This window comes from Pseudomonas syringae group sp. 26L6 (assembly GCF_032587815.1).
Lineage (GTDB): Bacteria > Pseudomonadota > Gammaproteobacteria > Pseudomonadales > Pseudomonadaceae > Aquipseudomonas > Aquipseudomonas amygdali.
Genome location: NZ_JAWHPJ010000012.1, coordinates 242,787 through 266,474 on the forward strand (window position 1 = coordinate 242,787; position 23,688 = coordinate 266,474).

The following is a 23,688-nucleotide window of genomic DNA, read 5'->3' on the forward strand; positions in this document are numbered from 1 at the left end:
TTCCTTAATGCCGCTGGTTGATCAATAAATAGAGAAAAAACGGTGTGCCCAGCACCGCGACAAAAATTCCTGCAGGCAGGTCCAGTGGCAGGAACAGCGTGCGGCCAGCCAGATCGGCGAGCATTACCAGGTTGGCACCGATCAGCGCCGCCATCAGCGCCTGTCCGGTAAACCCCGGTGGCATCAGGCGTTTGGCAATGTGTGGTGCAATTAGGCCGACAAAGGCAATTGCCCCGCCCCACGCAACCGCCAGACCTGCAAGCGCAACACTCACCAGCAGCAGCCCGGCGCGCAGCCATTGCACACGCACACCGATGCCCTGAGCCAGATCATCATCGAGCTGCTGCATGCGCACCTGTCGGGCGAGCAGCACCAGCAGCGGCAAAGTCAGCGCCAGCCAGCCCGCCAGGGCGCGAGGCTCCGGCCAACTGGCACCATACACGCTCCCGGTCAGCCAGACATAAGCCGACAAGGTAGTGGTCAGCGGGCTGAACACCAGAACGAACGTCGTCACTGCTGCCAGCAGGGCCGACACCCCTACCCCGATCAACACCATGCGCAATGGTGAAGCGCCCTGATTCCACGCCAGCAGATAGATGACCAATGCGGCAAGGCCTGCACCAGAGATCGCCGCCAAGGGCAGAAATTGCGCCCCCAATGCAGCCGAGAAGAATGACAGATACAGCACTGCCGCCGCACTGGCACCGCTGGTGATACCCAACAGGTCCGGCGAAGCCAGCGGATTGCGGATGATGCTTTGCAGGATCAGCCCGGACACCGCAAGCGCCGCGCCGACAAGTGCTGCCAGCACCAGTCGGGGCATGCGCAGTTGTTCGACGATGAAAACCAGACTTGCATCCGTCTGACCGGTAAAAACATTCAAAAGGGTCGCGGGCGACAGGTTGATTTTGCCCACGGCCAGCGAGCCCAGTGCGATCAGCAATGTCAGCGTTGCGCCGATCAACAGACGTATCAATGCAGTCAGGCTGAACTGCCTGGAAAAACCGCGGTAGCGCAGGGTCAGATGCCTATCCATAACGTGCCCCCCGGCGAACCAGCGCAATAAAGAACGGCGCGCCGAACAGTGCGGTCATCACGCCCACCGGCACTTCCTGAGGCACGATCACCACCCGCGCCAGCGTATCGGCCAGCAGCAACAGCGTTGCGCCCAGCAACGCGCAGCCGGGCAGCAGCCAGCGATGATCGATGGACAGTGTCTTGCGTACCATGTGCGGCACCAGCAGCCCGATGAAACCAATGCTCCCGGCCAACGCTACAGCACTGCCCGCCAGGACAATGATCACGATGCTCATCAGCAGGCGAATCAAGCCTGTACGCTGGCCCAATGCGGTTGCGATGGTTTCTCCGGTATTGAGCACGTTGACCTGCCCGGCCAGCACCAGTGACCCGGCCAGTGCCACAACCACGCATATCAGTAATGGCGCGGCGGTGGCCAGATCGCGTTCCGACAAGGAACCGGCCAGCCAGAACAATACGGTGTCCAGACCGTCCTGATTGACTACCAGTAACGCCTGACTGAACGCAGTAAACAGCGCGGTAATCGCCGCGCCGGCCAACACAATTCGCAACGGGTTGAGACTGCCCTGCCCGCGGTTGCCGATTATCCAGACAATAGTCCCTGCTACCGCCGCGCCAATGAACGCGCACCACAGCCACTGGCTCATGGACGAAAGCGCAAACAACGACGAACAGGCAATGATCGAAAACGTCGCCCCGGCATTGATGCCGAACAGACCGGGCGAGGCCAGCGGGTTGCGCGTCAGTGCCTGCATCAGCGCGCCAGCAACCGCCAGACTGGAACCCACGGCGACGGCCATCAGGGTTCGCGTCAGGCGCGTATCGAGCAGCACATGCTCGATAGCGCTAAGCGCATCGGGCTGCCACACACTTCGGACAATCGCAGAGGGCGATATCCAGGTGGCTCCGGTTGCCAGGCTCAATCCCATGCACGCTATCAACACCAACAGTCCCAGACCCAGTTTTACCGCAGCGGTCATGAGGGACTATCCGCCATGGCCACGCGAGCGATTTCATCGAGCATGCGGTTGGCACCCAGAATGCCACCGGACAGGCTCCAGGCAACGGCATCCACGCGCCATACCTGACCATCCTGCGCTGCGCGCAACTGTTGCCAGAACGGGTGTCGGACCAGCTTGTCGTAGTTTTGCTGCGCGGCTTTGCTGTCCGCGCGCTGAAAAATGAAAAACAGGTCGGCATCGACCACAGGCAAACTCTCTTTGCTGCTGAGTTTAAGGGAAACGCCCGTTGCTTCGCGGGCAGTGGGCGTCCAGGCGAAGCCCAGTTCGGTCAGCACCGAACCTGCAAAGCTGGCGGGCAGATAGCTGCGGATATGATCTTCACGAATGTCGAGCACCGACACGGTGATCGGCCAGCGCCCGGCGAATTTCTCCTGCAACCGACTGCGCAACGCCGTCACACGCTGTTGCCATTTGCCAAGCAGGTCCATGGCTTGCTGTTGACGCAGCATGGCAGCGCCCATCATCGCCAGCGTGCGCTTGAACTCAAACACCTCTTCCAGCATCAGCACGGGGCTGATCTGCTCGAGCAACGGCGCGATGCGTTGATGGCGAAAGCGTGATGCGACGATAAGATCGGGTTTGAGCAGCACGATATCTTCAAGGCTAGGCTGGGTTTCCAGGCCCACATGCGGTACCGCCGCCAGCGCCGGGCGCAGGTAGCGGTACATCGGTTTTTCGCTCCAGGAATCCACCACGCCGCACGGCGTCACGCCCAGGGCCACGGCGCTGTCGGACGCCCCCTGAAACAAGGTGACGACTCTTGGTGGCGTTGCGCGCAATGGCTCTGCCCAGGCAATGCCGGGCAGCGCCAGTAACCCCAATGACAGGCGCAATACCGTGCGCCGCGAAGGATGCAAATGTTGGTCAGGTTGCACGGCGCAACCTGTGGAACGGGTTGACCACCTCGCCCTTGCCGAACGGCATGCTGCCCGGTCCGCCTGCGCGCTCGATCATGGGTGTAAGCAGGAGTTTTTGCGGCCAGTTGGGGGCTTCGAACAGTTGATGCCTGATCATGGCACGCGCCTCGTCGTCAAATTCGATGGTTGTAATGAGATTATCCAAAACATCGCGCAATACCGTCCACAGCGCTGTTACCGGTACCTCATACACCTGGGCCAGAGTATCCATGATTGCCCGCACGTTTACCTGAATGCCCAGTGTCTGCAGCCAGAACAACAGGTCTTCAGGACGGTCATGATAAAGCGTATTGGCATGGCCTTTCTTGATTCGATATTCCGGGTCGCGCATGCCGTTACGCTCAAGCCAGGGCACGAAAATACGCAACGAGTCGTGGTCGCGCAACAACAGCCCTTGTGCCTGACCGGCTTTCCAGACCATGACTGCGTTCTGGCCATGCACCTCGCCGAGCATGCCCAGGCGGAACATGCGCAGGTTGATGTCGAAGAAACTGTGGCTCAGCTCGCGGAACAGTGTCAGTACCGAAGCCTGATTGCGCGGCAGGTCGCGATAGTCCATCCACTCATCGAAGAAATGCCGATTGCTGCCTGGCAACGGTGTACCCAGCGCCGCCATCGGCAGCAGGCGGCATTCCGGATCGTCGAGCAAGGCTGCCGGATAGCCTCGCACCATGGCCGAAAGGTGCCGGGGACCTTCGTCGAATAGAGTGGCCTGGGGTGGCATGAACGCCCACCATTTGCGTTCATCGCACAGGTGCAGCGAGCGGCTCAGGGTTTCATCCTTGTCGACAACCTGTCGCAGCAGTTTTTCACTCAGCCCGCCATTGATCATTTTCACTGCTGGCAGGTAGCGGGACGCGCCGAGCGAATAGATCGCCATGGGCAATTTGAGGTAATCGGGGCTGTCGAAGCACGGCGTCATCGAACGCAGCGATGAGGTGGCGTATACCGCGGCCTCGTTGAAGGCCAGACGTTGACAATCGCCCCTGGTGAAGGCATCGCCCAGCTGGACCTGCAGAACATGCTCGAATTGCCAAGGATGAACCGGCAGCGCAACGTGACTGTCGGCAATGCCGCGCTGTTGCAGTTCCTGCTCAAGGACAGCTTGCAGATTCTCTGGCAGCAGGTGGCGAGCAGGGAAAGACTCGTTCAAATCCCCTACTCCGTCACCGCATTGCAGCAAGGTTTTGTCGACGGCGACCCAGTTCAGCGCCACCGGCCGGGCAAACTCGGCCTGATACTGTTGGTATTCCTGCTCGTTCAAGCCTTGCTTGGCTTTGGCCAGTGGATGGTATGGGCGATCACGTAGCGAAGCCCACTGTTCCATCGTCCTGAAGAACGTAGCGCCGTCCTGTGCCATCAGGTTGTGCTCGTCGACTTTATGATCCAGCGACAACGCGGTCTGCCAGACACTGATGCGCAACACCTCCAGAAACAGCGCGATGCCCTTTTCATTGTCCTGGCGCTCGCTGTCCTGAAGCAGGGTTGTTTTACCGGCGAATACCCATTTCATGAACTCTTCCGGGGACAACTGTGTCCAGCGCTCAGCCTGACGGCCCAGCACCGGCGTGCCGGGCACTTTCTCCCATTGTTGAGTAATGCCTGGGCGCAGCGCGACGCTGATGAAGCGCTGCTCCGAGTCATCGCAGCACCATTCCCAGATTTGCTGTGTGCTGCTCTGCCCTTCAAGTTTTGGGGCTTGCGGGTGGCGCGCTTGCCAGTGAGCGGTGTCCTGCAGGCTCAATGGCTCGCGGCCAAAGAAATCTTCAGCCAGCAGGCAATCGACCAGATCCTGCATGACCAGGTCAGCGGCGAGTGAAGTGAAGTTCATCGGATTATTTTCCTTCTGCTGAATGTTGGGCCAGACGCGCCTGAAGTGCGCGAAAGGCAATGCCACGCTCATCGCCGAGGACGAAGGCATTGACGCCGCGAGCCTGCCAGCGGGCAGCGTCGCCGTCTTTACGGGGAATGGTGCAATAGGCGACGCCTGCTGCCTTGGTGGCTTGCCAGGTGGCCAGCAACGCTTGTTGTACATCGGGTTGATCGATCTGCCAGGGCATCCCGAGTGACTGCGACAGGTCTGCGGCCCCTTCCAGAATCATGTCCAGCCCCGGCACACGGGCAATCTCGGCGGCGCGGCGCACGCCTTCGGCGCTTTCGATCATCGCCACTACCATGATCTGTTGATTGGCGGCTTCAACGTACTGCGCCAGGCTGTGCTTGCCGAACGAGCCGGGACGACCGGCGTTGAGGCTGCGGCGGCCCAGCGGGTGGTACTTGCAGGCGGCAATGGCATCCGCCAGTTGCTCGGGGCTCTCGATCATCGGCAAAACGATGCCCTGCGCACCGCCATCGAGCAGGCGCAGCAGGGTTTTCGGATTGAGATCGGCGACCCGCACCAATGGCGTGAGGTCGTAGCTCTCTGCAACACGGATCATGTTCTCCACGGTTTCCGGGTTGATCAGCACGTGTTCCATGTCGATGATCACGAAGTCGAAACCGGCCTCGGCGATCAACTCGATGGCGGCCGGGACCGGGATCGAACTGATCAGCCCGTACACAGGCTGTCCGCTGCCAAGTCTGCTCTTGAGTGTATTGGTCCTCAGCATCATTGCGGCCTGTAGGTATGCAGCGGGTTAGGCACCGAGCGGAAGCGACGCTCACCGTCACCCAACAGGCGGCGCTTGGTCAGTTCTTCCACTTCATAGGACGGTGCGAAGACATCAAACAGCTCGAAGCGCTCGCGATGCTGCGGGTGCGCACGCTGGTAGTCGAGAATGACGTCGGCGGTCATCTGCCAGAACAGCGCCTCATCCAGCTGGTATTGCTGGCGCAGGAAGATCGCCATTTCGGCCAGGCAGATGAAGAAGAAACAGTCGCAGGAGAAGTCGCGCACCGCATTCACGTCATCGGTAATGATGAACGAGTTACGGTTGAGTTTCGCGTGGCTGTCGGGCAGCGGGACCAGCTCCGGACACAGTTCAGGGCGGCCCAGATGCGCGGGTGAGTAACGCACGCCGTCGTGGAAGTCCTTGAGGGCGATACGCTGCGGCCAGCCCTGCTTGACGATAAGCACGATATTTTGACCGTGAGACTCCATGCCGATGCCTTCGGCGTAGAGCATATGGATGATCGGAGGCACCGTGACCTGCAGCAATTGCCGGGTCCATTCCTTGAGGCTGTACTGGCGGATCCACGCATCGATGAATGGTGCCTGCTCACCATCGCCATAGCGGTTTTCCACATGGCTCAGGCCATTGAACGGCACCGCCTGCTCATCGTCCTTGAGGTACTGATGCAGGCTTTCGCGCCATATCGCACCCAGCGTGCCGTAGGTCTGCGTCGAACGCGCTTCCGGCAGGTGGCGATAGTCGTAACTGACACCGGCAACTTCGCCGAGAATCACAAAATCCAGCGCACGCGCAGTACTGTCTGTGGCGATTAACTGGTGCAGCCAGTCGGTGATGATCGGACCATTAAGCACCGTATGCCGCGCCAGAATGCGCGTGCTGGAAGTGTTGGTCATGCTCATCGCCAGTTTTACGTAAGGTCGCTTGGGCTGGCGGGCATTGGCCAGTGTACGAATCGACTGCTGAGCCTTGTAGACGTCGGTCGAGGTGCCCAGGTAAATCAGCTCGCCGCTGGCCAGTTCCGGGTAGAAAGTCGACACCGTGACGTTGTCCCATTGCCACGGATGCACTGGCATCAGTTGATAGTCCTCAATGGATTTGCCCTGCGCGGCCAGGTCCCGGGACATTTCCTGCCAGCGCTGTGTGCCCAGTTCCTGGCGGATAAACGCCTGGAAATCCATGTTGCGCGCATGACCGACCGACGCGCTCGATTTCGCCACTGCCAGCCAGACCACCCCGAACGGCGTGGCAAATTCGGGCCCGTAGTGACGGTTGTCAGCCAACGAAAAACCGATCCTTGACTTGTAGCACGGGTGGTAGCTGTGGGCGTCCATGAAGTGCTGTTCCAAAGCGTCAACGTCCAGCTCATGTGCGGGTTTCGCGGGCTGATAACCCTGACTGCGCGCTTGCAGGTCCTTGAGTTGCGTTTGCTCGATTTCCTGGATGAAGCGCGCCAGATGCGGGCTGTCCTTAAACGGGCTGAGCAACTCGGTCAACGCCAGATGCAAATCCGGCACGCTACGCTCCCCGGCGCTGTCCAAGCGTTCAAGGGTGGCGTGATCCAGGCGTATCAGCTCGAAGCTGGTACTCAGCAGGCCTTCGCAGTGGTACTCCACACCATCACTGACAGCGACAGTGAGACGATGCCGATGATCGTCCAGCGGCTCGCATCGATAAGGCAGTGCAGCCTCGTACAGCAAGGTTTGCAGCAATTGACCGATTACCCGGCGCTGTACTTGTTGGTAGCGCTCGGGGTTGATATCAGCCAGCCAGGCACCGGTGGCCGTTGAGGGTGAAACGGTGTTGCGTTTCAGCGGTAAAGGGGTAGCCATGTTCATACCTCGAACGAAAAATTATCGGGGTTCGACCGCGCCGGGCTGTGCCTCGGTGCGTTCGTCGTTAAGGGGGAAACGCCAGGCACACGGCAGTGCCAGCAGGATCAGCAGGCCGGTGGCAATGAAGACTTCATTGATGGCCGAAGGCGTGGCGGCCGGTCCCGCGGTGTTCAGGCGAAATTCCAGCCACAGCGAGGCGATGACAATTGCCAGCGACGCCACAAGACGGCGGGAAATGTTGTTCATCGCAGCGCCCTGCGTGACCATCGGCTCGGGCAAGGCATTGAGCCCAGCCGTCGTCACCGGCATGTAGGACAGCCCGAGGCCTGCGCCACGAATCATCATCAGCACGAACACCACGCCGATCGCCGTATCCGCCTTGAGCATGCCCAGCGCCAGGGTTGAAGCACCGGTCAGCAGCAGGCCGATAGCGACTACGGTGCGCGGACCATGACGGTCCAGCGCCTTGCCACCCCACTGCCCGAACAGGCTGGCGAACGCGGCGGTACACAGCAGGGCCAGGCCGGTCCAGATCGGGTTGTAGCCCAGTACCGTCTGCACCAGCAGCGGCAACAGGACCAGGCATTCGAACATGCCGACCGACTGCACGACGGCAACGATCACGCTCAGACGGTAACCGCGCAGGTTGAACAGACGCAGATTCAGCAGCGGTGCCTTGCGACTCAACTCGACCCTGACGAAAGCAATCAGACAGGCCACTGCGACCAGCACCATGCCCTGATTGAACGGATCGAGCAGCGCTTGGGCGTGATGCATGCGGCTGATGGCGATCATCAGCAAGCCGATGCCCGAGGCAACCAGCAAATAGCCGATCAGGTCGAACGGTTTGCGCTCGACAGGCTCCGAGTCTGGCAGCACGCCGACGCCCAACAGCAAGCCCAGCAGGCCGATGGGCACATTCATCAGGAACAGCGAGCGCCAGCTGAACCACTCCAGCATCAGGCTGCCGCACAGCGGCCCCAATGCAGGAGCGAGCATTACCGCTGCGCTCCAGAGCCCGGTCACCCTGCCCCGCTCATGCTTTTCATACACGGAGAAAATGATCGCCAGCGACAGCGGGATCATCAACCCGCTGGCGATGCCCTGCACCACCCGCGCAGTGATCACCAATGCGATGGAGTTGGCCAGCGCGCCCAGCAGGGAGCCACCGATGAACAGCGCCACGCCCCACAGGTACAGGCGTTTGCGGCCGATGCGCTGACTGAGAAAGCTGGTCAGCGGCATGGTCATGCCCATGCTGGTCATGAACCCTGCAACGATCCAGGTGGCCAGCAACGGACCGACCTGAAACGCCTCCATGAAGGTTGGCAGCGCCGGGTTGAGCGAGCTATTGCTGAGGCTGACAGTCAGCGTACCGAGCAGCACATTGAACACTACCCAACGGCGTGGGACGTTCAGACTCATGTGCGAACCCGTTCGCCGTTGCGCACAAAGTGCTGTACCGGTCTTGGGTGGCAGAGAAAATCGACATGGGAGATGTTGTAGCCGTAAGCCCCTGCCAGCGGCAACACCAGCAGATCGCCGATGTTCACGCCTTTGAGCGGCTGCCGGCGACTCAATACGTCCTTTGGCGTACACAACTGGCCGACCACGGTGTAGGCCTGCTCCTCAGATGCGCCCGTCGCTGGCGCACACGGCACATGGATAACCGGATGGTCATGGCCTTGCGCAACCGGCAGACGAAACTGGTGAGTGCCGCCGCGGCAGACCAGAAAATGCTCGCCGTGGCTGGTTTTGCTGTCCAGCACCTCGATGGCGTAATAGCCGCAATAGGCGCTGATGAAACGTCCTGGCTCAAAGCGCAGGATCGGCGCATCACGCTGCTCGCCCAGGCGTTTTTCCAGATAACGGCACAGGCGCTGCCAGTCGAACTGCTGACTGTTCAGATAATCGACGCCAATGCCGCCGCCAACGTTGAAATGGGTCAACTGCTCCGGGTAGCTGGCCAGTGCTTTCCATTCCTGCCAGCGCTGCAGGTAGAAATCCAGCAACTGCTCATGACGCTCAACCGACATCTGATGGGACATGGCGTGTACATGGAAACCCTTGAGCGTCAGGTGGCTGGCGCTGTCTACGCGCCTGATCGCCTCGGCCAGATCGGTTTCGTCAATGCCGAACGGTGTGGCGGTGCCAGCCATCGCCAGCTTGCTCGACTGCGCGGCTGGCAACTGAGGGTTGATGCGCAGAAACACCGGCTGCATGCGCCCGGTTTCCTCTGCCAGATGTTGCAGACGCGCAATTTCGTTGAGGCTTTCCAGATGGATGGCTTCAACCTTGTTCAGCAACGCCGAGCGCAAGTCGGAGTCAAGCTTGCCAGGGCCGGAGAACACGTAAGGTTTGCGTGTCGGGCAGGCCATCACGCGCTCGATCTCGCCCCCCGAAGAGATTTCAAAGCCACTGACCAGCGGCGCGAGGGTTTCCAGCATCAATGCTTCGCTGTTGGCTTTGATCGCGTAATACAGCTCTACGCCCGCAGGCAGCGCGGCCATGACGTCAGTGACATGCTGTTGCAACGCATCCAGATCGTAGACGAAAGCCGCCAGCGGGTCGGTTTCCAGTGCCTGAGCTTCTTTGATGGCGCCCAGTACGGTTTCCGGCAACTTATGCATAACGTGCCTCCTTGGCCCATGGTGAAACGAGGCGCACATAGTTGGCCTCACGGTCGGCCTTGGCGGCGAGCCGGACCTTCAGGTTGGTCTTGCAGGCAATTGACTGGCCGGCGATCAGCGCGTCCAGTTCTGGCGCAGGCAGCACCAACTCGTCGCGGATGCGTTGCAACTGCCGCTCGACCCGCTGCCACATCAGCGGCGCGAGGTGCGGACGTTCCCAACTCAAGGCCAGCACGGCCTCGGACAGGTTGTTGATCAGCAGGCAATAGGTGATGCGGTTCCAGCCTTGTTCGCGGGTGTAGAGCAATGACTGTCGAATCCGCGGGTGCAGCCCGACCTGAATGGCCTTGATGCCCAGTTCATCGGTCAGTTTGACGCCTTCGAAGTCGCGTAACAGCAGCTGTTGAGGGCGTCCGTTATCGTGAATCAATACCGCGTTCTGCAAATGTGGCTCCATCACGATGCCATGATTGAAGAACAGCGCCATGACCGGGCGCAGCAGCAAGGCCTGGTATTCATCGAACCAGTCCAGCAGGTGCGGGTCCTCAAGTTCACCGCCGTTGAAACGCTCAAGGAAATCGTGCACCAAAGGCCGCGAACGTAGATCACGCGCGAACAATGTACCCGCCATCACGCTGCAGTCCGCGCCGGATCGGCGACAGAAGTTTTCCCGCAGAATCGCGCCGGTCTGCTCGCGAAACCAGTGGCCGTCGGTCTCGCTGGAGCCTTTTGGAGCCCAGCTCATCGAACCCGGTTCAGCCACGGTGGACAGCCCGCCGAGGGTTTGCGGACGGGTCTGCTGCAAGCGCTGAAACAATTCGTCGATGATCAGCGTGCTTTCCAGTTCGTACCAGGCGTTTTTCCTGACGCAGTTGGTAATGCGTACATTCAGTGAGCCCTTGATGAAGTAGTCATGCCCTTCGATGTACCAGGTGCGCATCGAAGCCGTCGGGCTGGCCAGCGGCCCGCTGGTGCCCAGATCGGTGATCTGCCCGAGTTCGATCAGGCGCTGCACTCGGCGGTCCTGCATAAATAATTGGGCTTGTACCGGATGCATGCAGATCAGCGCATGCCCGGGCCTGGCCCGCGATTGATCCGCGAACCCTGACATCACCTCGGCTTCGCTCAAGCCATTGGAGGTGATTCGCAACCCGTCCAGAGGCACTTCGAACAGATGCAGCGCGGTCTGCGCCTGAAATTCCGGAGCGTAGGTCTCCTGCGCTAGATGCGCAGGCCACAGACGCGCCTTGGGTGCCGGGTGATTGGGATGGCCGAACCACAGGCCCTGTTCGCTGGCCAGATAACCGCTCAGCGGTGCCGGGTGCTGACCGGTCATGTTGTGGGCGACGATGGCGGCAGTCAGGTGCTGGCTTTGCAGGACCTGATCGAGCAGTTCGTCGTTGCTGGCCCGGGTCATGTGCTCGCAGGCGGCCAGCAATTGCCGGGCGAATTCGGCAAAAGCCAGGCAGCGCCAGGTACCCTGCCCCTGCCGCGCATAAACATCGGAAAGGTAGCGATGGCTGCCCAGATGGTCGCGGCGGTCCACCAGTACGAAAAACTGCTGCTCATTAGGCAGGCTGATGGTGAGTGGAATGCCCTTCCATTGCCCGCCATCCACGAAGCTGCCCGGCGCAATACCTTGCATGCCCTGGGGCCAAGTGTAATGAAGGCACTGTTCAGGCAGTGCGAACTCCTTGATCAGGCAATTAAGTAATGCACGAGTGGTTGCCAACTCGCTCACCATGTTTGATAAAACGGTGCGATCGGTATTAGTCATGTCTGCTCCACAGTCGCCTTGACGCTTACTGTTTAAGTGACGTCGCAACAAGCGTTGATTTATCGCTTGCGGCACAACGGCTTAACTGTCGGTGTGGCTTATTATCTGCAACAAGCCAATTGATAATCTGTGCACGACGTGCGATAGGGTCGCTCAGTCAAACGTTGTGTGCGTGTTCTGTTTCAAGCGCAGTGATGTCCTCACTGTTAGTACTGCTTACGCGCTGTTTACAAGCTGCTTACTTGCGCAGCTGGGCCAGTGCAGCCTTGAGGGCGTCCTCGAATCGCTGGATGACCAGTTGGCATTGTTCTTCGGTAATGATCAGCGGCGGCAGCAAGCGGATCACGTTGCCATTTCGGCCGCCGCGCTCAAGTAACAGCCCCTGCTTGAAACAGTGCTGCTGAATGGCAACTGCCAGTTCCGGATCCATTGGCAAGCTGCCGAGGCGGTCCGCCGGTTTGCGCTCATCGACAATCTCGATGCCCAGCATCAGCCCGCGTCCGCGCACCTGGCCCATCATCGGATAACGTTGCTGCAAAAGGCCAAGCTGTGCCTTGAGCCAGTCCCCGCGTTTTGCGGCCTGGGCAGCCAGGTTTTGCCGTTGCAGCACTTCAAGGGTCGCAAGGCCGGTGGCCATCGCCATTTGATTGCCGCGGAAAGTACCCGCGTGATTGCCCGGAGCCCAGGCGTCGAACTCGCGCTTGAAGCCGAGCACGGCCAACGGCAGGCCGCCACCGACGGCTTTGGACATGACGATGACGTCGGGCTCGATCCCGGCGTGTTCGAAGGCGAACATCTTGCCGGTACGGCCGAAGCCGGCCTGTACTTCATCCAGAATCAGCAGAATGCCGTGCTTGCGGGTCACTTCGCGAATCTGCCGCAGCCATGCAGCGGGCGCTGGATTGACACCCCCTTCGCCCTGCACCGCCTCCAGAATCACGGCGGCCGGGAGCGACACGCCACTTTCCACGTCTTCGATGAACTGGGTGAAGTAATAACTCAGCGCCTCGGTGCCGGCTTCACCGCCAATACCTAGCGGGCACCGGTACTCATGAGGGTAAGGCAGGAATTGCACGCCGGGCATCAGGTTGGTGACGGCATTTTTCGGCGCGGTGTTGCCAGTCAATGCCAGAGCCCCGTGGGTCATGCCGTGGTAAGCGCCGGAAAAGCTGATGATGTTGTGCCGGCCGGTGGCAGTCTTCGCCAGCTTGATTGCGGCTTCGACAGCATCGGCACCGGACGGCCCGCAGAACTGCAGGCAGTAATCGCGTCCCTGGCCCGGCAGCAGGCTCAGCAGCGTCTCGCTGAAGGCATCCTTGACCGCGGTGGTCAGGTCGAGGGTGTGCATCGGCATTCCGGACGTCAGGAAGCTGTCGAGACTGGCCATGATAGCTTCGTGATTGTGACCCAGAGCCAGTGTTCCGGCACCGGCCAGGCAGTCCAGATACGTGGTGCCTTCAACATCAGTGACCCATACGCCATGTGCCTTGGCGATGGCCAATGGCAACTTCCGCGGGTAACTTCTTACATTGGATTCAAATCTGCTCTGCCTGTCCAGATAGTTGGCATTGGTTTTCTGCGACGTAGTAGACTGCAATAAGCCATTATTCAACATCGGTTAGTCCTCGCTAAATGCTGGATGCAAACTATTATCATTTCCTTGAAAGTGCAACCCGTTGTTTCAAAAAACAAGATGAAATTTAAATGAACGTTATTGCTTACTTAAAAAAATAGCCGGGCACATGAATACGCCGCCCTATAAGTCGGAATTATTCAAAGTGCCATCACTCGGTGGGACAATTGTTATTTATGTAAGGCACCTAAAGAGAGTCTTATATAACAGACTCTTCTATGCTCATACTCAGGTTAATTATTTAATAGCCGCACACGTTATTCCTCGATGAGGACTGTCAGTTAATTTACTACGCGAGTGAGCCCTTCCCTGGGCGTCGCGGTCGACTCAGAACCCGATAGTCGCTGACAGCAGATAGGTCCGGGGTGTCGACAGGGTCAGGCCCGGCTCGCTGTCATCCGACGCTCCGGCCGAACTCCAGTAATACTTGTTCATGACGTTCTCGACATTGGCCCGCAGTGTGATGTCCTTCTGATCGACCTTGAACGCATACCGCGCGCCCACGTCGAAGCGCTCGGAAGAATCGATGCTTTTGCTGTTGGCCTGGTCCAGGTACTGCGAGCTGGTGTAGATACCCCGCCCGGTCAGGGTCAGGCCCTTGACGCTCGGCACGTCCCATTCTGCGCCCAGATTGACGTTGTACTCGGGGGTGGCAGGTGCGCGATTGCCATCGAACGTGCCGTTGACGGTATTGGTCAGCTCGCTGTCGATATACATCACCCCGCCCAGCAGACGGAAGCCCTTGAGCGGTTCGCCGAACATGGTCAGCTCGACACCGTCGTTGCGGCGCTTGCCGTTCGGGCCGAAGACGCGCGAGGTTGTGTTGGTCTCGTAGGCCGGTTGCTTGATACGGAATACGCTGGCAGTGAAGGCATATGACCCCAGGTCATACTTGGCCCCGACCTCGATCTGGCGGCTGACGAAAGGCGGGAAGATCTGGTCTTCGTTCACCGACGTCGACGGCGCGATCTTGCCCTGGCTCAAGCCCTCCATGTAGTTGGCATACACCGAGAAGTCGTCGGTCACTTTGTACAGAATGCCGCCTGAAGGTGAGACCTTTTCCTCGTCGTAGGAGGTGTCGCCCTTGACGTTGTCGGTCCAGTCATCAACCTTGACTCGCTGCCAGCGGGCACCGAGTGTCAGCAGCAGGCGGTCATCGAAAAAGCCCAGTGTGTCGGTCAGGGCCACACCGCTGAAGCGGTTCTCGGTGTAAACCTTGGAGTCGGCCCGCGTGGGGTTGGAGGGTGTCGGCGTGTCGACCGGATTGTAGAGATTGCTCGGCGCGGCTGCGTAGCGTGCACCACCGTTTTCAAAGTCCATGTAGAAATAGCTGGCAGCCAGATTGACCTCGTGGCTGACCGGTCCGGTATTGAACCAGCTGCGTGCGCCGGCAGTGGCTGTGCGAACATTTTCGTCGCGGGTGAAGTCGCGCGGCTGAACGCTGAAGTCACCTGCATCGTTGGTGACCGATACCGCATGGCGCAGGAAGTCATGGTTACTTTTCCGAGCGCCGACACCGCCGTACAGCATCACCGAGTCGCTGAGGTCATATTCGGCATTCACTGCGCCGAACGTATCCTTGGTGCGCGCCTTGCTCCAGGACTGCGCATAGTTGTCACGCACATCGTTGGCGTTGGGCACCTTTGCATTGGCACCCACCTGTACGCGCTCCTGCGGGGCATCGGTATCGCGCTCGGTGTGCCCGATATCCGTCGACAGGCGCAAGCGGTCGCCGCGGAAATCCAGGCCCAGCACGGCCATTTCGCGATCAACGCTCTGATGATCCCATTCAGTGTCGCCAGACTGCTTCACGCCATTGAAACGGATACCGAACTTGTCGTCCTCGCCAAAGCGACGGGCCACATCCACCGCCGCGCCTGCCTGCCCTTTGGACGCATAGCTGGTGGTCAGCTCGGTGATGGGTTTATCCGTTGCGCGCTTGGGGACCACGTTGATCCCCCCGCCGACACTGCCGCGCGGCGAAATGCCATTAATCAGCTGGCTCGGGCCCTTGAGTATGTCTACCCGCTCGGCCATTTCCATGTCGATGGTGTATGTGGGCAGGATGCCGTACAAGCCGTTGTATGAGACGTCGCTATTGAACAGGCTGAAGCCGCGAATGGTGAACTGTTCGTAACGCCCGCCTGCCGGGTTGGTGGCACGCACCGACGGGTCGCTGGCAATCAGGTCGCCAAGGGTACGGGCCTGCTGGTTTTTCACCGCGTCCTTGGTGTAGGTGGTCATGCTGAACGGCGTTTCCATGAAGTCCCGCGAACCCAGCATGCCTTGCGAGCCTTTACGTGCCACTTGGCCGCCTGCGTATTCCTGGCCATCGGTAAAGCCGCTATCACCGACAATCGAGGTGGGTGCGAGTTGCAGGCCTGCGCTCGCGCTGTCAGGTGCCGGGATCAGCGTGTAAGCCTGCTCTCCGACGGGTACCAGTTGCAGACCGGAACCTTGCAGCAAGCGCGCAAAGCCTTCCTCGACCGCGAATTCGCCGGACAACCCCGAACTGTTTCGACCGTTCACCAGCGCAGGGTCTACCGAGAGGTTGACCCCGGCCTGACCGGCAAAGCGGGTGAGCGCGGCGCTCAGGCTGCCAGCCGGCACCTCATAGGCACGTTTGCCCGAGGTTTCGGCCCAACTGTTCGATACAAACAACGGACTGGAACTCAACGTCAGTAACAGGCTGAAATGCAAAAGCGGACGCAAACGGTAGGAAGACACTGCGGACATAGAGGGAAACTCTCGTATTTTTTGTGCACTTACCTGAAATGACCAGCGAGACAAAAAAAAGGGACAGCTTCACGCATTATTTTTTGTCGAAATGTTTTTTCGAGGCACCAGCGTGACCCAGTAACGGGTCCGCATCTGCACGTCCACCGGCAGGCTGGCAGCCAGTAACGAAAGCACGCGGTCGGTATTGTCGAGTCTGAAACTGCCCGTCACTCGCAGGGTTTCAAGTGCCGGCTCCCAGCGCAGCAAGCCAGGGCGGTAGCGGCCAAGCTCGCGCAGGAAATCGCCCAGAGACTGGTTCTGTGCGGTCAATACATCGTCGCGCCAGCCGGGCAGCAAGGCGTCGAAGGCGCTGACAGGCCCGGCTCCGCCCTGTTTGAGGCTGACCTGTTGTTGTGCATGCAATACCAGCACCGGCCCCTGCAGCGGATAGAGTTGCACCGCGCCGCTGACCACCGACACACGGCAGTCGCTCTGGTTGAGACGTACACAGACTTCACTCTGACTGACCACGACGCGCCCGTAGGGGCCCTCGATGGTCAGTGCTGCCCTGCCCGGCACCTTGAGTGCTATCTCGCCACGCACAAGGGTGACTCGACGTGCACCCAGATCAACATTCACCGCGCTGTCGGTGTTCAGTTGCAAGGTGCTGCCATCGGCCAGGGACAGACGTTTGTGCTCGCCGACGGAGGTTTGCAGGTCGGCACGCCAGACATCCAGCGGCAACTGACGGCCCACCAGCCAGGCGGTAGGGACCAATGCCACAGCGCCCAACGCCCTTTTGAGCGCCGCGCGTCTTGCTTTGTCGGGACGATCCAGAGTAGCCATAGCCAGATTGGCAGGCAGGCCGAAAAAACGCTGCCGCAGCTGTTGCGCCTTTTGCCAGGCGCGCTCATGACTGGCAGAGCTGTCGCGCCAGTGCTGCAGCATGGCGTGATCTTCTTCGCTGGCGCCGCCGGATTCCAGAAGCGCCAACCACTGCGCCGCCCTGCGTACTACCTCGCGTTCTTCGTTAGAAGGTGCCGAGCGAATCACCAATCCACCAGCAGGCAGTGTTCGTAGGCTTGCGCCATATAACGTTTGACGGTGCGTTCGGAAACATCCAGGCGCTCTGCGATTTCCCGATACCCCAGCCCCTCGAGCTGGCTCCAGAGAAACGCCCGGCGCACCACTGCCGAAAGACCGTCGAGCAACTCGTCCAGCGCCTGCAGGGTTTCCAGCAACAGCCAGCGCTGCTCAGGCGACGGCACGCTGTCTTCAGGCAACTGCGCCAGCGCTTCGAGGTAAGCCTGTTCCAGGCTGCGGCGAGTATAGAAGTTACTGAGCAGGCGCTTGCCCACCGTCAGCAGGTAAGCGCGTGGCTCCTGCATATCGGCGATCTGCTGAGAGCTGGACAGTACACGCAGGAACGTATCCTGACTCAGGTCCGCAGCATCCCATGCATTGCCCATGCGTCTGCGCAACCAGCTTTCCAGCCAGCCATGATGATCGCGGTAAAGGGAATGCAAGGTCTGCTGTGATAGCGTCGCTGCTTCAGTCATGTCAAAAGCCTTGAGCGATGGGTGCGCCAAATGAGACTGATTCTAATTAGTGTTATATCCCGAGTCCACGCTCTTTTTTTCAAAAAGCCCGCCGCCGCTGCGTAAAATCGGGGTCATTGGTCCGCAACGCGTTGATCTGCGCTGTATGCAAGTGATTCACTCGAGCGACAAATAAACGCGATGTGTATCTTTTTCGTACCACTTTCGACGTAAATTTCTTCCGGGAAATCGATCAGTGGTTCGCCCCCGCCAATACGCCAAGTGCCGCACGATCAAGATGTCGCTCGACACGTCCCTCGCGGATCAACAGTGCCCTGTCACACAAATGGGCAACGGTATTCATGTCGTGACTGACCAGAATCATGGTCATGCCCGTGTCGCGACGCAGGGCCTGGAGAAGATTGAGTATTTCCGCCTGAACGGTCATGTCCAGCGCCGAGGTCGGTTCGTCCAGCAACAACAGTGCTGGATTCAATTGCAGCGCACGAACGATGGCAACGCGCTGACGCTGGCCGCCGGACAGTTGATGCGGGTAGCGATCGAGCATGTCACCCGACAGGCCCACCTGTTCCATCGATGCAACCAGATTGGCCTCGTCGAAAGGAAGGCCGTTGATCTGCCGCGGCTCGCGCAGGCTGCGACGGATCCGGTGCAGCGGATGCAATGATGCATAAGGGTCCTGAAACACCATCTGCACCTGCTGACGCAAGGTTCCCGTGAAGGCTTGCTGCGCGTGAAGCGGCTGCCCGAACAGGTTCACACTGCCCTGCCAGTCGCGCTGGAGGCCGGCGAGCACTCGCAACAAAGTCGATTTGCCAGAGCCCGACGCGCCGATCAGGCCAAAGCATTCACCCGGTTCGATTCTCAACTCTGCCATCTGCAGTGCAGTAAAGGCATGCAGGCCGCGTTTGAAACTTACCGTCAGTTCACTGATATCCACCACGCTCATGGCAGCGCCTCCATTAGTTTGCGATCAAGGGTCGCAAGTGCCTGACCATAGGTCAGAGCAGAGGGCTGACAGCGCCATAGCGTCTGCGTGTAGGGGTTACTGGCAGTTGCCAATTCGGCGGCGTTGCATCGGTCGACAATCCGCCCGCGGTACATGACCAGCGCCCGGTCACAATATTTCGCCACCAGAGGCAGATCATGACTGATCAGCAGTAACCCCATGTTGCGTTGTTCGACAAGGCCCAGAATCAACTCCAGAATCTGATCGCGCAGGCCGCTGTCGAGTGCCGAGGTGGGTTCGTCGGCAATCAAAAGGCGCGGATCATTGATCAGCATCGCGGCGAGCATCACCCGCTGCCCCATGCCGCCGGACAGTTCGTGGGGGTAGCTGTCATACAGCGCCAGCGGGTTGGGCAAGCCTACAGCCTCCAGCATGTCGAGTACTTTTTCGCGGCGCTCACGGCGTCCCAGCCGGGTATGCAGCACCAGCGCCTCTTCAACCTGAATGCCGACCCTGAGCACCGGGTTGAGCGAATACCTGGGGTCCTGCAACACCAGTGACAGACGAGTACCGCGCAGGCCCTGCCATTGCTTTGCCGTCAGGCTGCGCAGGTCATCGCCTGCCAGGCTCATGTGTTCGGCGGTCACCTGACCGGGGCGTGCGACAAGCCCCAGCAACGCACGCGCGGTGAGTGACTTGCCCGAGCCGGACTCACCCACCAGCGCGACCTTTTCAGTGCCCACAGTGAAATCGATCCCCTTGACCACCTCGATCAGTTCCGGGCCCGAGCCTGGAAAACCGATCCGCAAGCCCTGCACGTTCAACAGCGATTGTTCATGAGTCATGACGAGGATCCAGTACATCGCGCAGACCGTCGCCCAGCAGGTTGAAAGACAGGCTCGTCAGCAATATCGCGATTCCCGGTGCAGCGGCGACCCACCACTGATCAAAGATGACCCGGCTGCCGTCGGCAACCATCGAGCCCCATTCCGCAGTCGGTGGCTCGACACCCAGGCCAAGAAATCCCAGCCCTGCGGCGGCCAGAATGATGCCGCCCAGGTTCAGTGCTACACGCACGATTACCGAAGGCAGGCACAGCGGCAGGACGTGACCGATCAACAGACGCATGCCACGTATGCCCTGCAAGTGAGCTGCGGCCAGATAGTCGCTGTTGCGCAATACACTGGTTTCCGCCCTTGCCTGACGGGCATACGCGGGCCATGCCGTGAGCGACAGTGCCAGTGCCCCGTTGAGCAGGCCCGGCCCCAGAATTGCGACAAACGCCAAGGCCAGCACCAATTGCGGAAAGGCCATGATTATGTCGGTCAGGCGCATCAGGATTCGCTCGGCCCAGCCGCCGTAAAAGCCGGCAGTAACGCCCACCAGCAAACCGATGGGCAAGGTCAGCAGCAATACCAGCGTTACCAGCAGCAAGGTCGGGCGTGTGCCGTAAAGCAGGCGTGTGAACAGATCCCGGCCAAACGCATCGGTGCCCAGCCAGTGGGTGGCAGACGGCGGCAGCAGACGCTCCTGAATATTCTGCGTATTGGGATCAAAACCACTCAACAGCGGCGCCAGCAACGCCACAAGTACCAGCACCCCGATAATCGACGCGCCGATGAGTAATGCGGGTGAGCGACGCCATCCGCTGCGAGCCACTATATTGTCGAACGCTACGGAAACACTCATGACACCCCCCGTGTTCGCGGATCGATCATGCCAGCCAGCACATCGGCGATGCCGTTGACGATCACAAAACAGAGTCCGATAACCAGCGTGCTACCGAGGATCGCTGGTACGTCACCGGCAAACAACGCCGTGGTGAGGTAGCGGCCGATACCCGGCCAGGCGAAGACCGTCTCGGTGAGAATCGAGCCTTCGAGAAGACTGGCGTAAGACAGGGCAACGACGACCACCAGCGTCCCGGCAACGTTCGGCAACACATGGCGCAACAGCACCCGACCACGTCCCGCCCCCTTGGCCAGGGCAGTCACGACGTACTCCTTGCCCATTTCTCCCAGCAGCGCGGAGCGTGTCATGCGGCATATGCCTGCCATCGAGTAAAACGCCAGGACTAGAACAGGCAAGACCAGATGACTGAAGGCGTTGGCCAGCGCGCCGCTTTCGCCAGAGCGCCAGGTGTCCCACAACATCAATCCACTGCTCAATTCAAGGGTGTACAGGTACGAATCGTCCAGACGGCCTGGCCCGCCAGTCCATTGCAGCCTGGCGTAGAACAGCAGGAGCATCAGCAGACCGAGCCAAAAGATCGGCACCGAATAGCCAATCAGCGAGACCAGCCGCACCAGCCCGTCAACCCAGCCTCCCGGCCGCCACGCTGCCAGCAGGCCCAATGACAGGCCGAGGGTACTGCCCAGCAGAATGGCCAGGGTCGCGAGCTCAAGTGTGGCTGGCAGCGCACGGCTCAAACCTTCCAGCACGGGCTGCCCGGAGGTAATGGAAACCCCCAGATCGCCCTGCCTGAGGTTGTCCAGATATCGACCGAACCGCGCTGGCCAAGGTTGATCAAGGCCCAGATCGGTTCGAACCTGGGCCAGCGACGATTCGCTGGCGTGATCGCCAGCAATCCGTAGCGCCGGATCGACTGGCGATAGAGTGGTCAGCATGAATGTGAAGAACAACAGGCCGATCAGTGTTATCGACAACGACAACAGTCCGCTGGCCGCCACTTTCACTCTGCGTGAAGCCCCTGCTCTCACTTGCTTTTGCTCACCTGATCAAAATACGGCAGCGAAACGGTGATGTTCTGTAACACACCTTGCACGCCGTCATGTACCGCGACCTGGTTCTGACCTTGCAGCGCCACGACAAATGGCGAGCTTTGCTGCACAGTTTTTTGTAGGTCGGTATACAGCGCAACACGTTTTTGCGGGTCACGTTCGGCAGCAGCCGTGCGGGTTTCCTGGCTCAGTTGCGGGATATCCCACTGAGTGCGCCAGGCGATGGTTTTCGGACCGTTGGCGACGTTGTAAGTGAAGGCGCTCGCGTTGGAGTGAGGATCCAGATAATCCATCCCCCAGTAGGTGAAGATCAGCTGAAAGTCCCGGGCGCGCATTTTCGCCAGTAGCTCGCTTTCTACCAGCGGACGCACTGAAATCTCTATGCCGGCTTTGGCAAAACTGGCTTGCAGCGCCTGGGCAATATCTGTGTAGGGAGGTTGATTGAACACATTGAGTTCGATTTTCGTGCCTTCGGCAATACCACCCGCCTTTAAGGCGGCCTTGGCTTTATCGACGTCCAGTTTGAACGGTTTGTCGACCAGCGAGCCGATGACGCCCGCAGGGAGGAATGCCTGGTGGATGCTGTACTGGTTTTTCAACAGATCTTTGGAAATGCCCTGATAATCAACCAGCCAGCGAGCAGCTTCCCAGAACGCCGGGTTCTTCAGTGCAGGCGCCTGCGTGCTGCCACTGTTGATGGCCAGGTAATAGATCATTGAGGACGGGAATCGCTGCACACTGACGCCCTTCTGCTTTTCCATAGCGCTGAACTGGTCTGCGCCCAGATCGAACGCAAGGTCAGCATCGCCCTGCACCACCAACAGACGTCGGGTTGCCGGGTCAGTGACGTTCTTGAGGATTACTGTTTTCAGCTTGGGGGCCTTGATGGCATTAGGATTGGCCTGAAGCACCAGCGCCTCGTGCGGCACGTAGCTGCGCAGCGCATAGGAACCCGTACCGGCTGAATGATTTTTCAGCCAGCCGTTGCCCAGATCAGCGTCTTTCGTATGCTTGCCGACCTCTACCGCGTCGACAATGAAGCCCACTGGCGTTGCAGACAGAATGCTCAACGCAAATGAGCTGCCTACCGCTGCTGGCCAGGAAATCTTCACATGCTGGTCATCCACCCGGGTCAGGAAGCTGTCGACGTTTTCCGCCGTCCAGCCCAACTCACCCAGGATGAATGCAGGCGACTTGTTCAGTTTGACCACGCGGCTCAACGAGTAAATGACGTCTTCCGGGCGAACACTGTTGCCCGAGGCAAATCTGGCACCGTCACGCAGTTCGAAAACCAGACTCTTGTCGTCGTCACCCGCCTTCCATCTGGATGCCAGGGCAGGCACCAGGCTGGCCGGGTTCTGCCGGTCTGGCTCAAGCAAGCGCTGATAGATATTAGCCAGGGTGTTGGTCGCGGTTATTTCAAAACTTTCGGCGGGGTCCAAGCTGGCAATGTCGTCTATTGAACGCGCCACCACCAGCGTATCCGGGGGCGTCGCAGCCCAGGCTGAACCGCTGATTGTGATTGCCATAGCCAGAGCTGTCAGACGCCGCATCGTGAATTCCCTTATGAGCTTGAGTTATTGGGAGCAGACGATATAGCGCATTTGGTAATATAAAAAAGACTGTTTAGTCATTAACTTAGAACGTTTTTCTGGGGTTGAAATGTTGGCGGATAAAGCGACGCTGCGGTTTGGGAAGTGATGCGCAATAGATTGCGCAATCAGCGGTCGCTTTAGATCACTTAAGCGCTTGCGAGCCTCGCTTAGCGGCGCTTTGACGGCGTTGCGCAATATCTTGTAATCGCACGCAGAATCTCGCGCAGGTTTTATTGGGTTTTCGACTGAGAAATCACTCTCGAACCACATTTAAAATTAACCTTTTGATTTATATGAATAAAAAATATTTGGCACTGTTCTTGTTAGCTCTCACGGCATTCAACTAGCCCAACTGTCCGTTTCTGTCTGGGCCTCGACGGTATCGATTACCAACGCCAGAGCAGGGAATTCACACAATGACCAACGGCAGCCTGAGCGCTGGACCATCCTGCGAAATGGACAAACTGATCGTCCAGATCGTGGGTAAGGATCATTCGGAACAGCAGCAGGTTTTGCTGGTCGGCTCTGATGGAAATCGTATCTATCAATCCAAATCGGAAAGGCTGGTAAACGAGCTGTTCAGCAGCATCCTGAAGGTCTGGGATCACATCGAGGGCACGCACCTTCATCTGCAGATCGCGACC

Annotated in this window: 19 protein-coding genes; 1 reads left to right on the top strand and 18 read right to left on the bottom strand. The window is 59.3% G+C overall.

The features are described from left to right. Positions 1 to 4: 4 nt before the first annotated feature. The 18 genes from RYA97_RS07510 to RYA97_RS07595 all read right to left on the bottom strand — a co-directional run bounded on the left by RYA97_RS07510 (position 5) and on the right by RYA97_RS07595 (position 23,002). Positions 5 to 1,036, bottom strand: a complete 1,032-nt coding sequence (locus RYA97_RS07510; RefSeq protein ID WP_117139552.1) for a FecCD family ABC transporter permease — start codon at positions 1,034 to 1,036, stop codon at positions 5 to 7. Continuing rightward, the gene (locus RYA97_RS07515; protein WP_002553754.1) at positions 1,029 to 2,018 is read right to left on the bottom strand and encodes a FecCD family ABC transporter permease; all 990 of its coding nucleotides are present in this window, start codon (positions 2,016 to 2,018) and stop codon (positions 1,029 to 1,031) included. The genes RYA97_RS07510 and RYA97_RS07515 overlap by 8 nt, the downstream gene beginning before the upstream one ends. Beyond that, entirely contained in the window at positions 2,015 to 2,935 is a 921-nt protein-coding gene (locus tag RYA97_RS07520; protein WP_117139550.1) for an ABC transporter substrate-binding protein, read from the bottom strand. The genes RYA97_RS07515 and RYA97_RS07520 overlap by 4 nt, the downstream gene beginning before the upstream one ends. After that, positions 2,925 to 4,808: an IucA/IucC family protein gene (locus RYA97_RS07525; RefSeq protein ID WP_117139549.1), complete on the bottom strand. Its 1,884-nt coding sequence runs from the start codon at positions 4,806 to 4,808 to the stop codon at positions 2,925 to 2,927. Before RYA97_RS07525 ends, RYA97_RS07520 begins: the two co-directional genes overlap by 11 nt. A gap of 4 nt (positions 4,809 to 4,812) precedes the next feature. Then, positions 4,813 to 5,586 carry an HpcH/HpaI aldolase family protein gene (locus tag RYA97_RS07530; protein WP_005777347.1) on the bottom strand — a complete coding sequence of 258 codons (774 nt, stop codon included), beginning with the start codon at positions 5,584 to 5,586 and terminating at the stop codon, positions 4,813 to 4,815. Then, complete coding sequence (locus RYA97_RS07535) at positions 5,586 to 7,439, bottom strand: IucA/IucC family protein (RefSeq protein ID WP_316892039.1); 1,854 nt, start codon at positions 7,437 to 7,439, stop codon at positions 5,586 to 5,588. Before RYA97_RS07535 ends, RYA97_RS07530 begins: the two co-directional genes overlap by 1 nt. Before the next feature lie 21 nt (positions 7,440 to 7,460). Continuing rightward, entirely contained in the window at positions 7,461 to 8,867 is a 1,407-nt protein-coding gene (locus tag RYA97_RS07540) for a DHA2 family efflux MFS transporter permease subunit (RefSeq protein ID WP_005777351.1), read from the bottom strand. Then, positions 8,864 to 10,072 (bottom strand): type III PLP-dependent enzyme, encoded by a 1,209-nt coding sequence (locus tag RYA97_RS07545; protein ID WP_005777353.1) that lies wholly within the window; start codon positions 10,070 to 10,072, stop codon positions 8,864 to 8,866. The genes RYA97_RS07540 and RYA97_RS07545 overlap by 4 nt, the downstream gene beginning before the upstream one ends. Then, complete coding sequence (locus tag RYA97_RS07550) at positions 10,065 to 11,849, bottom strand: IucA/IucC family protein (protein ID WP_005777355.1); 1,785 nt, start codon at positions 11,847 to 11,849, stop codon at positions 10,065 to 10,067. Before RYA97_RS07550 ends, RYA97_RS07545 begins: the two co-directional genes overlap by 8 nt. Before the next feature lie 238 nt (positions 11,850 to 12,087). Then, positions 12,088 to 13,464, bottom strand: a complete 1,377-nt coding sequence (locus tag RYA97_RS07555; protein WP_002553746.1) for a diaminobutyrate--2-oxoglutarate transaminase — start codon at positions 13,462 to 13,464, stop codon at positions 12,088 to 12,090. 345 nt (positions 13,465 to 13,809) lie between these two features. After that, positions 13,810 to 16,218, bottom strand: a complete 2,409-nt coding sequence (locus RYA97_RS07560; protein ID WP_005777359.1) for a TonB-dependent receptor — start codon at positions 16,216 to 16,218, stop codon at positions 13,810 to 13,812. Positions 16,219 to 16,287: 69 nt separating this feature from the next. After that, positions 16,288 to 17,253 carry a FecR domain-containing protein gene (locus tag RYA97_RS07565; RefSeq protein WP_004665372.1) on the bottom strand — a complete coding sequence of 322 codons (966 nt, stop codon included), beginning with the start codon at positions 17,251 to 17,253 and terminating at the stop codon, positions 16,288 to 16,290. Beyond that, a complete protein-coding gene (locus RYA97_RS07570) occupies positions 17,250 to 17,759 on the bottom strand; it encodes a sigma-70 family RNA polymerase sigma factor (protein ID WP_005757773.1) in 510 nt (169 codons plus the stop codon). Before RYA97_RS07570 ends, RYA97_RS07565 begins: the two co-directional genes overlap by 4 nt. 232 nt (positions 17,760 to 17,991) lie before the next feature. After that, complete coding sequence (locus RYA97_RS07575; protein WP_005777364.1) at positions 17,992 to 18,708, bottom strand: ABC transporter ATP-binding protein; 717 nt, start codon at positions 18,706 to 18,708, stop codon at positions 17,992 to 17,994. Further along, entirely contained in the window at positions 18,705 to 19,553 is an 849-nt protein-coding gene (locus RYA97_RS07580) for an ABC transporter ATP-binding protein (RefSeq protein WP_005777366.1), read from the bottom strand. The genes RYA97_RS07575 and RYA97_RS07580 overlap by 4 nt, the downstream gene beginning before the upstream one ends. Further along, entirely contained in the window at positions 19,543 to 20,397 is an 855-nt protein-coding gene (locus RYA97_RS07585) for an ABC transporter permease (protein WP_002553740.1), read from the bottom strand. The genes RYA97_RS07580 and RYA97_RS07585 overlap by 11 nt, the downstream gene beginning before the upstream one ends. Continuing rightward, a complete protein-coding gene (locus RYA97_RS07590; RefSeq protein ID WP_005777368.1) occupies positions 20,394 to 21,404 on the bottom strand; it encodes an ABC transporter permease in 1,011 nt (336 codons plus the stop codon). Before RYA97_RS07590 ends, RYA97_RS07585 begins: the two co-directional genes overlap by 4 nt. Before the next feature lie 20 nt (positions 21,405 to 21,424). Next, on the bottom strand, positions 21,425 to 23,002 hold the full coding sequence (locus RYA97_RS07595; RefSeq protein ID WP_010194029.1) for an ABC transporter substrate-binding protein: 1,578 nt from the start codon (positions 23,000 to 23,002) through the stop codon (positions 21,425 to 21,427). 458 nt (positions 23,003 to 23,460) lie between these two features. Between RYA97_RS07595 and RYA97_RS07600 the strand changes: the two genes are divergently transcribed. Further along, on the top strand, positions 23,461 to 23,688 hold a 228-nt coding region (locus RYA97_RS07600), incomplete at its 3' end, for a hypothetical protein (RefSeq protein ID WP_316892040.1).

What these genes read in the sequence shown, in the direction of transcription:
- RYA97_RS07510 (WP_117139552.1), bottom strand. Translation starts at nt 1,036, where the DNA reads ATGGATAGGCATCTGACCCTGCGCTACCGCGGTTTTTCCAGGCAGTTC.
- RYA97_RS07515 (WP_002553754.1), bottom strand. Translation starts at nt 2,018, where the DNA reads ATGACCGCTGCGGTAAAACTGGGTCTGGGACTGTTGGTGTTGATAGCG.
- RYA97_RS07525 (WP_117139549.1), bottom strand. Translation starts at nt 4,808, where the DNA reads ATGAACTTCACTTCACTCGCCGCTGACCTGGTCATGCAGGATCTGGTC.
- RYA97_RS07530 (WP_005777347.1), bottom strand. Translation starts at nt 5,586, where the DNA reads ATGCTGAGGACCAATACACTCAAGAGCAGACTTGGCAGCGGACAGCCT.
- RYA97_RS07535 (WP_316892039.1), bottom strand. Translation starts at nt 7,439, where the DNA reads ATGGCTACCCCTTTACCGCTGAAACGCAACACCGTTTCACCCTCAACG.
- RYA97_RS07540 (WP_005777351.1), bottom strand. Translation starts at nt 8,867, where the DNA reads ATGAGTCTGAACGTCCCACGCCGTTGGGTAGTGTTCAATGTGCTGCTC.
- RYA97_RS07545 (WP_005777353.1), bottom strand. Translation starts at nt 10,072, where the DNA reads ATGCATAAGTTGCCGGAAACCGTACTGGGCGCCATCAAAGAAGCTCAG.
- RYA97_RS07550 (WP_005777355.1), bottom strand. Translation starts at nt 11,849, where the DNA reads ATGACTAATACCGATCGCACCGTTTTATCAAACATGGTGAGCGAGTTG.
- RYA97_RS07555 (WP_002553746.1), bottom strand. Translation starts at nt 13,464, where the DNA reads ATGTTGAATAATGGCTTATTGCAGTCTACTACGTCGCAGAAAACCAAT.
- RYA97_RS07560 (WP_005777359.1), bottom strand. Translation starts at nt 16,218, where the DNA reads ATGTCCGCAGTGTCTTCCTACCGTTTGCGTCCGCTTTTGCATTTCAGC.
- RYA97_RS07570 (WP_005757773.1), bottom strand. Translation starts at nt 17,759, where the DNA reads ATGACTGAAGCAGCGACGCTATCACAGCAGACCTTGCATTCCCTTTAC.
- RYA97_RS07575 (WP_005777364.1), bottom strand. Translation starts at nt 18,708, where the DNA reads ATGAGCGTGGTGGATATCAGTGAACTGACGGTAAGTTTCAAACGCGGC.
- RYA97_RS07580 (WP_005777366.1), bottom strand. Translation starts at nt 19,553, where the DNA reads ATGACTCATGAACAATCGCTGTTGAACGTGCAGGGCTTGCGGATCGGT.
- RYA97_RS07585 (WP_002553740.1), bottom strand. Translation starts at nt 20,397, where the DNA reads ATGAGTGTTTCCGTAGCGTTCGACAATATAGTGGCTCGCAGCGGATGG.
- RYA97_RS07595 (WP_010194029.1), bottom strand. Translation starts at nt 23,002, where the DNA reads ATGCGGCGTCTGACAGCTCTGGCTATGGCAATCACAATCAGCGGTTCA.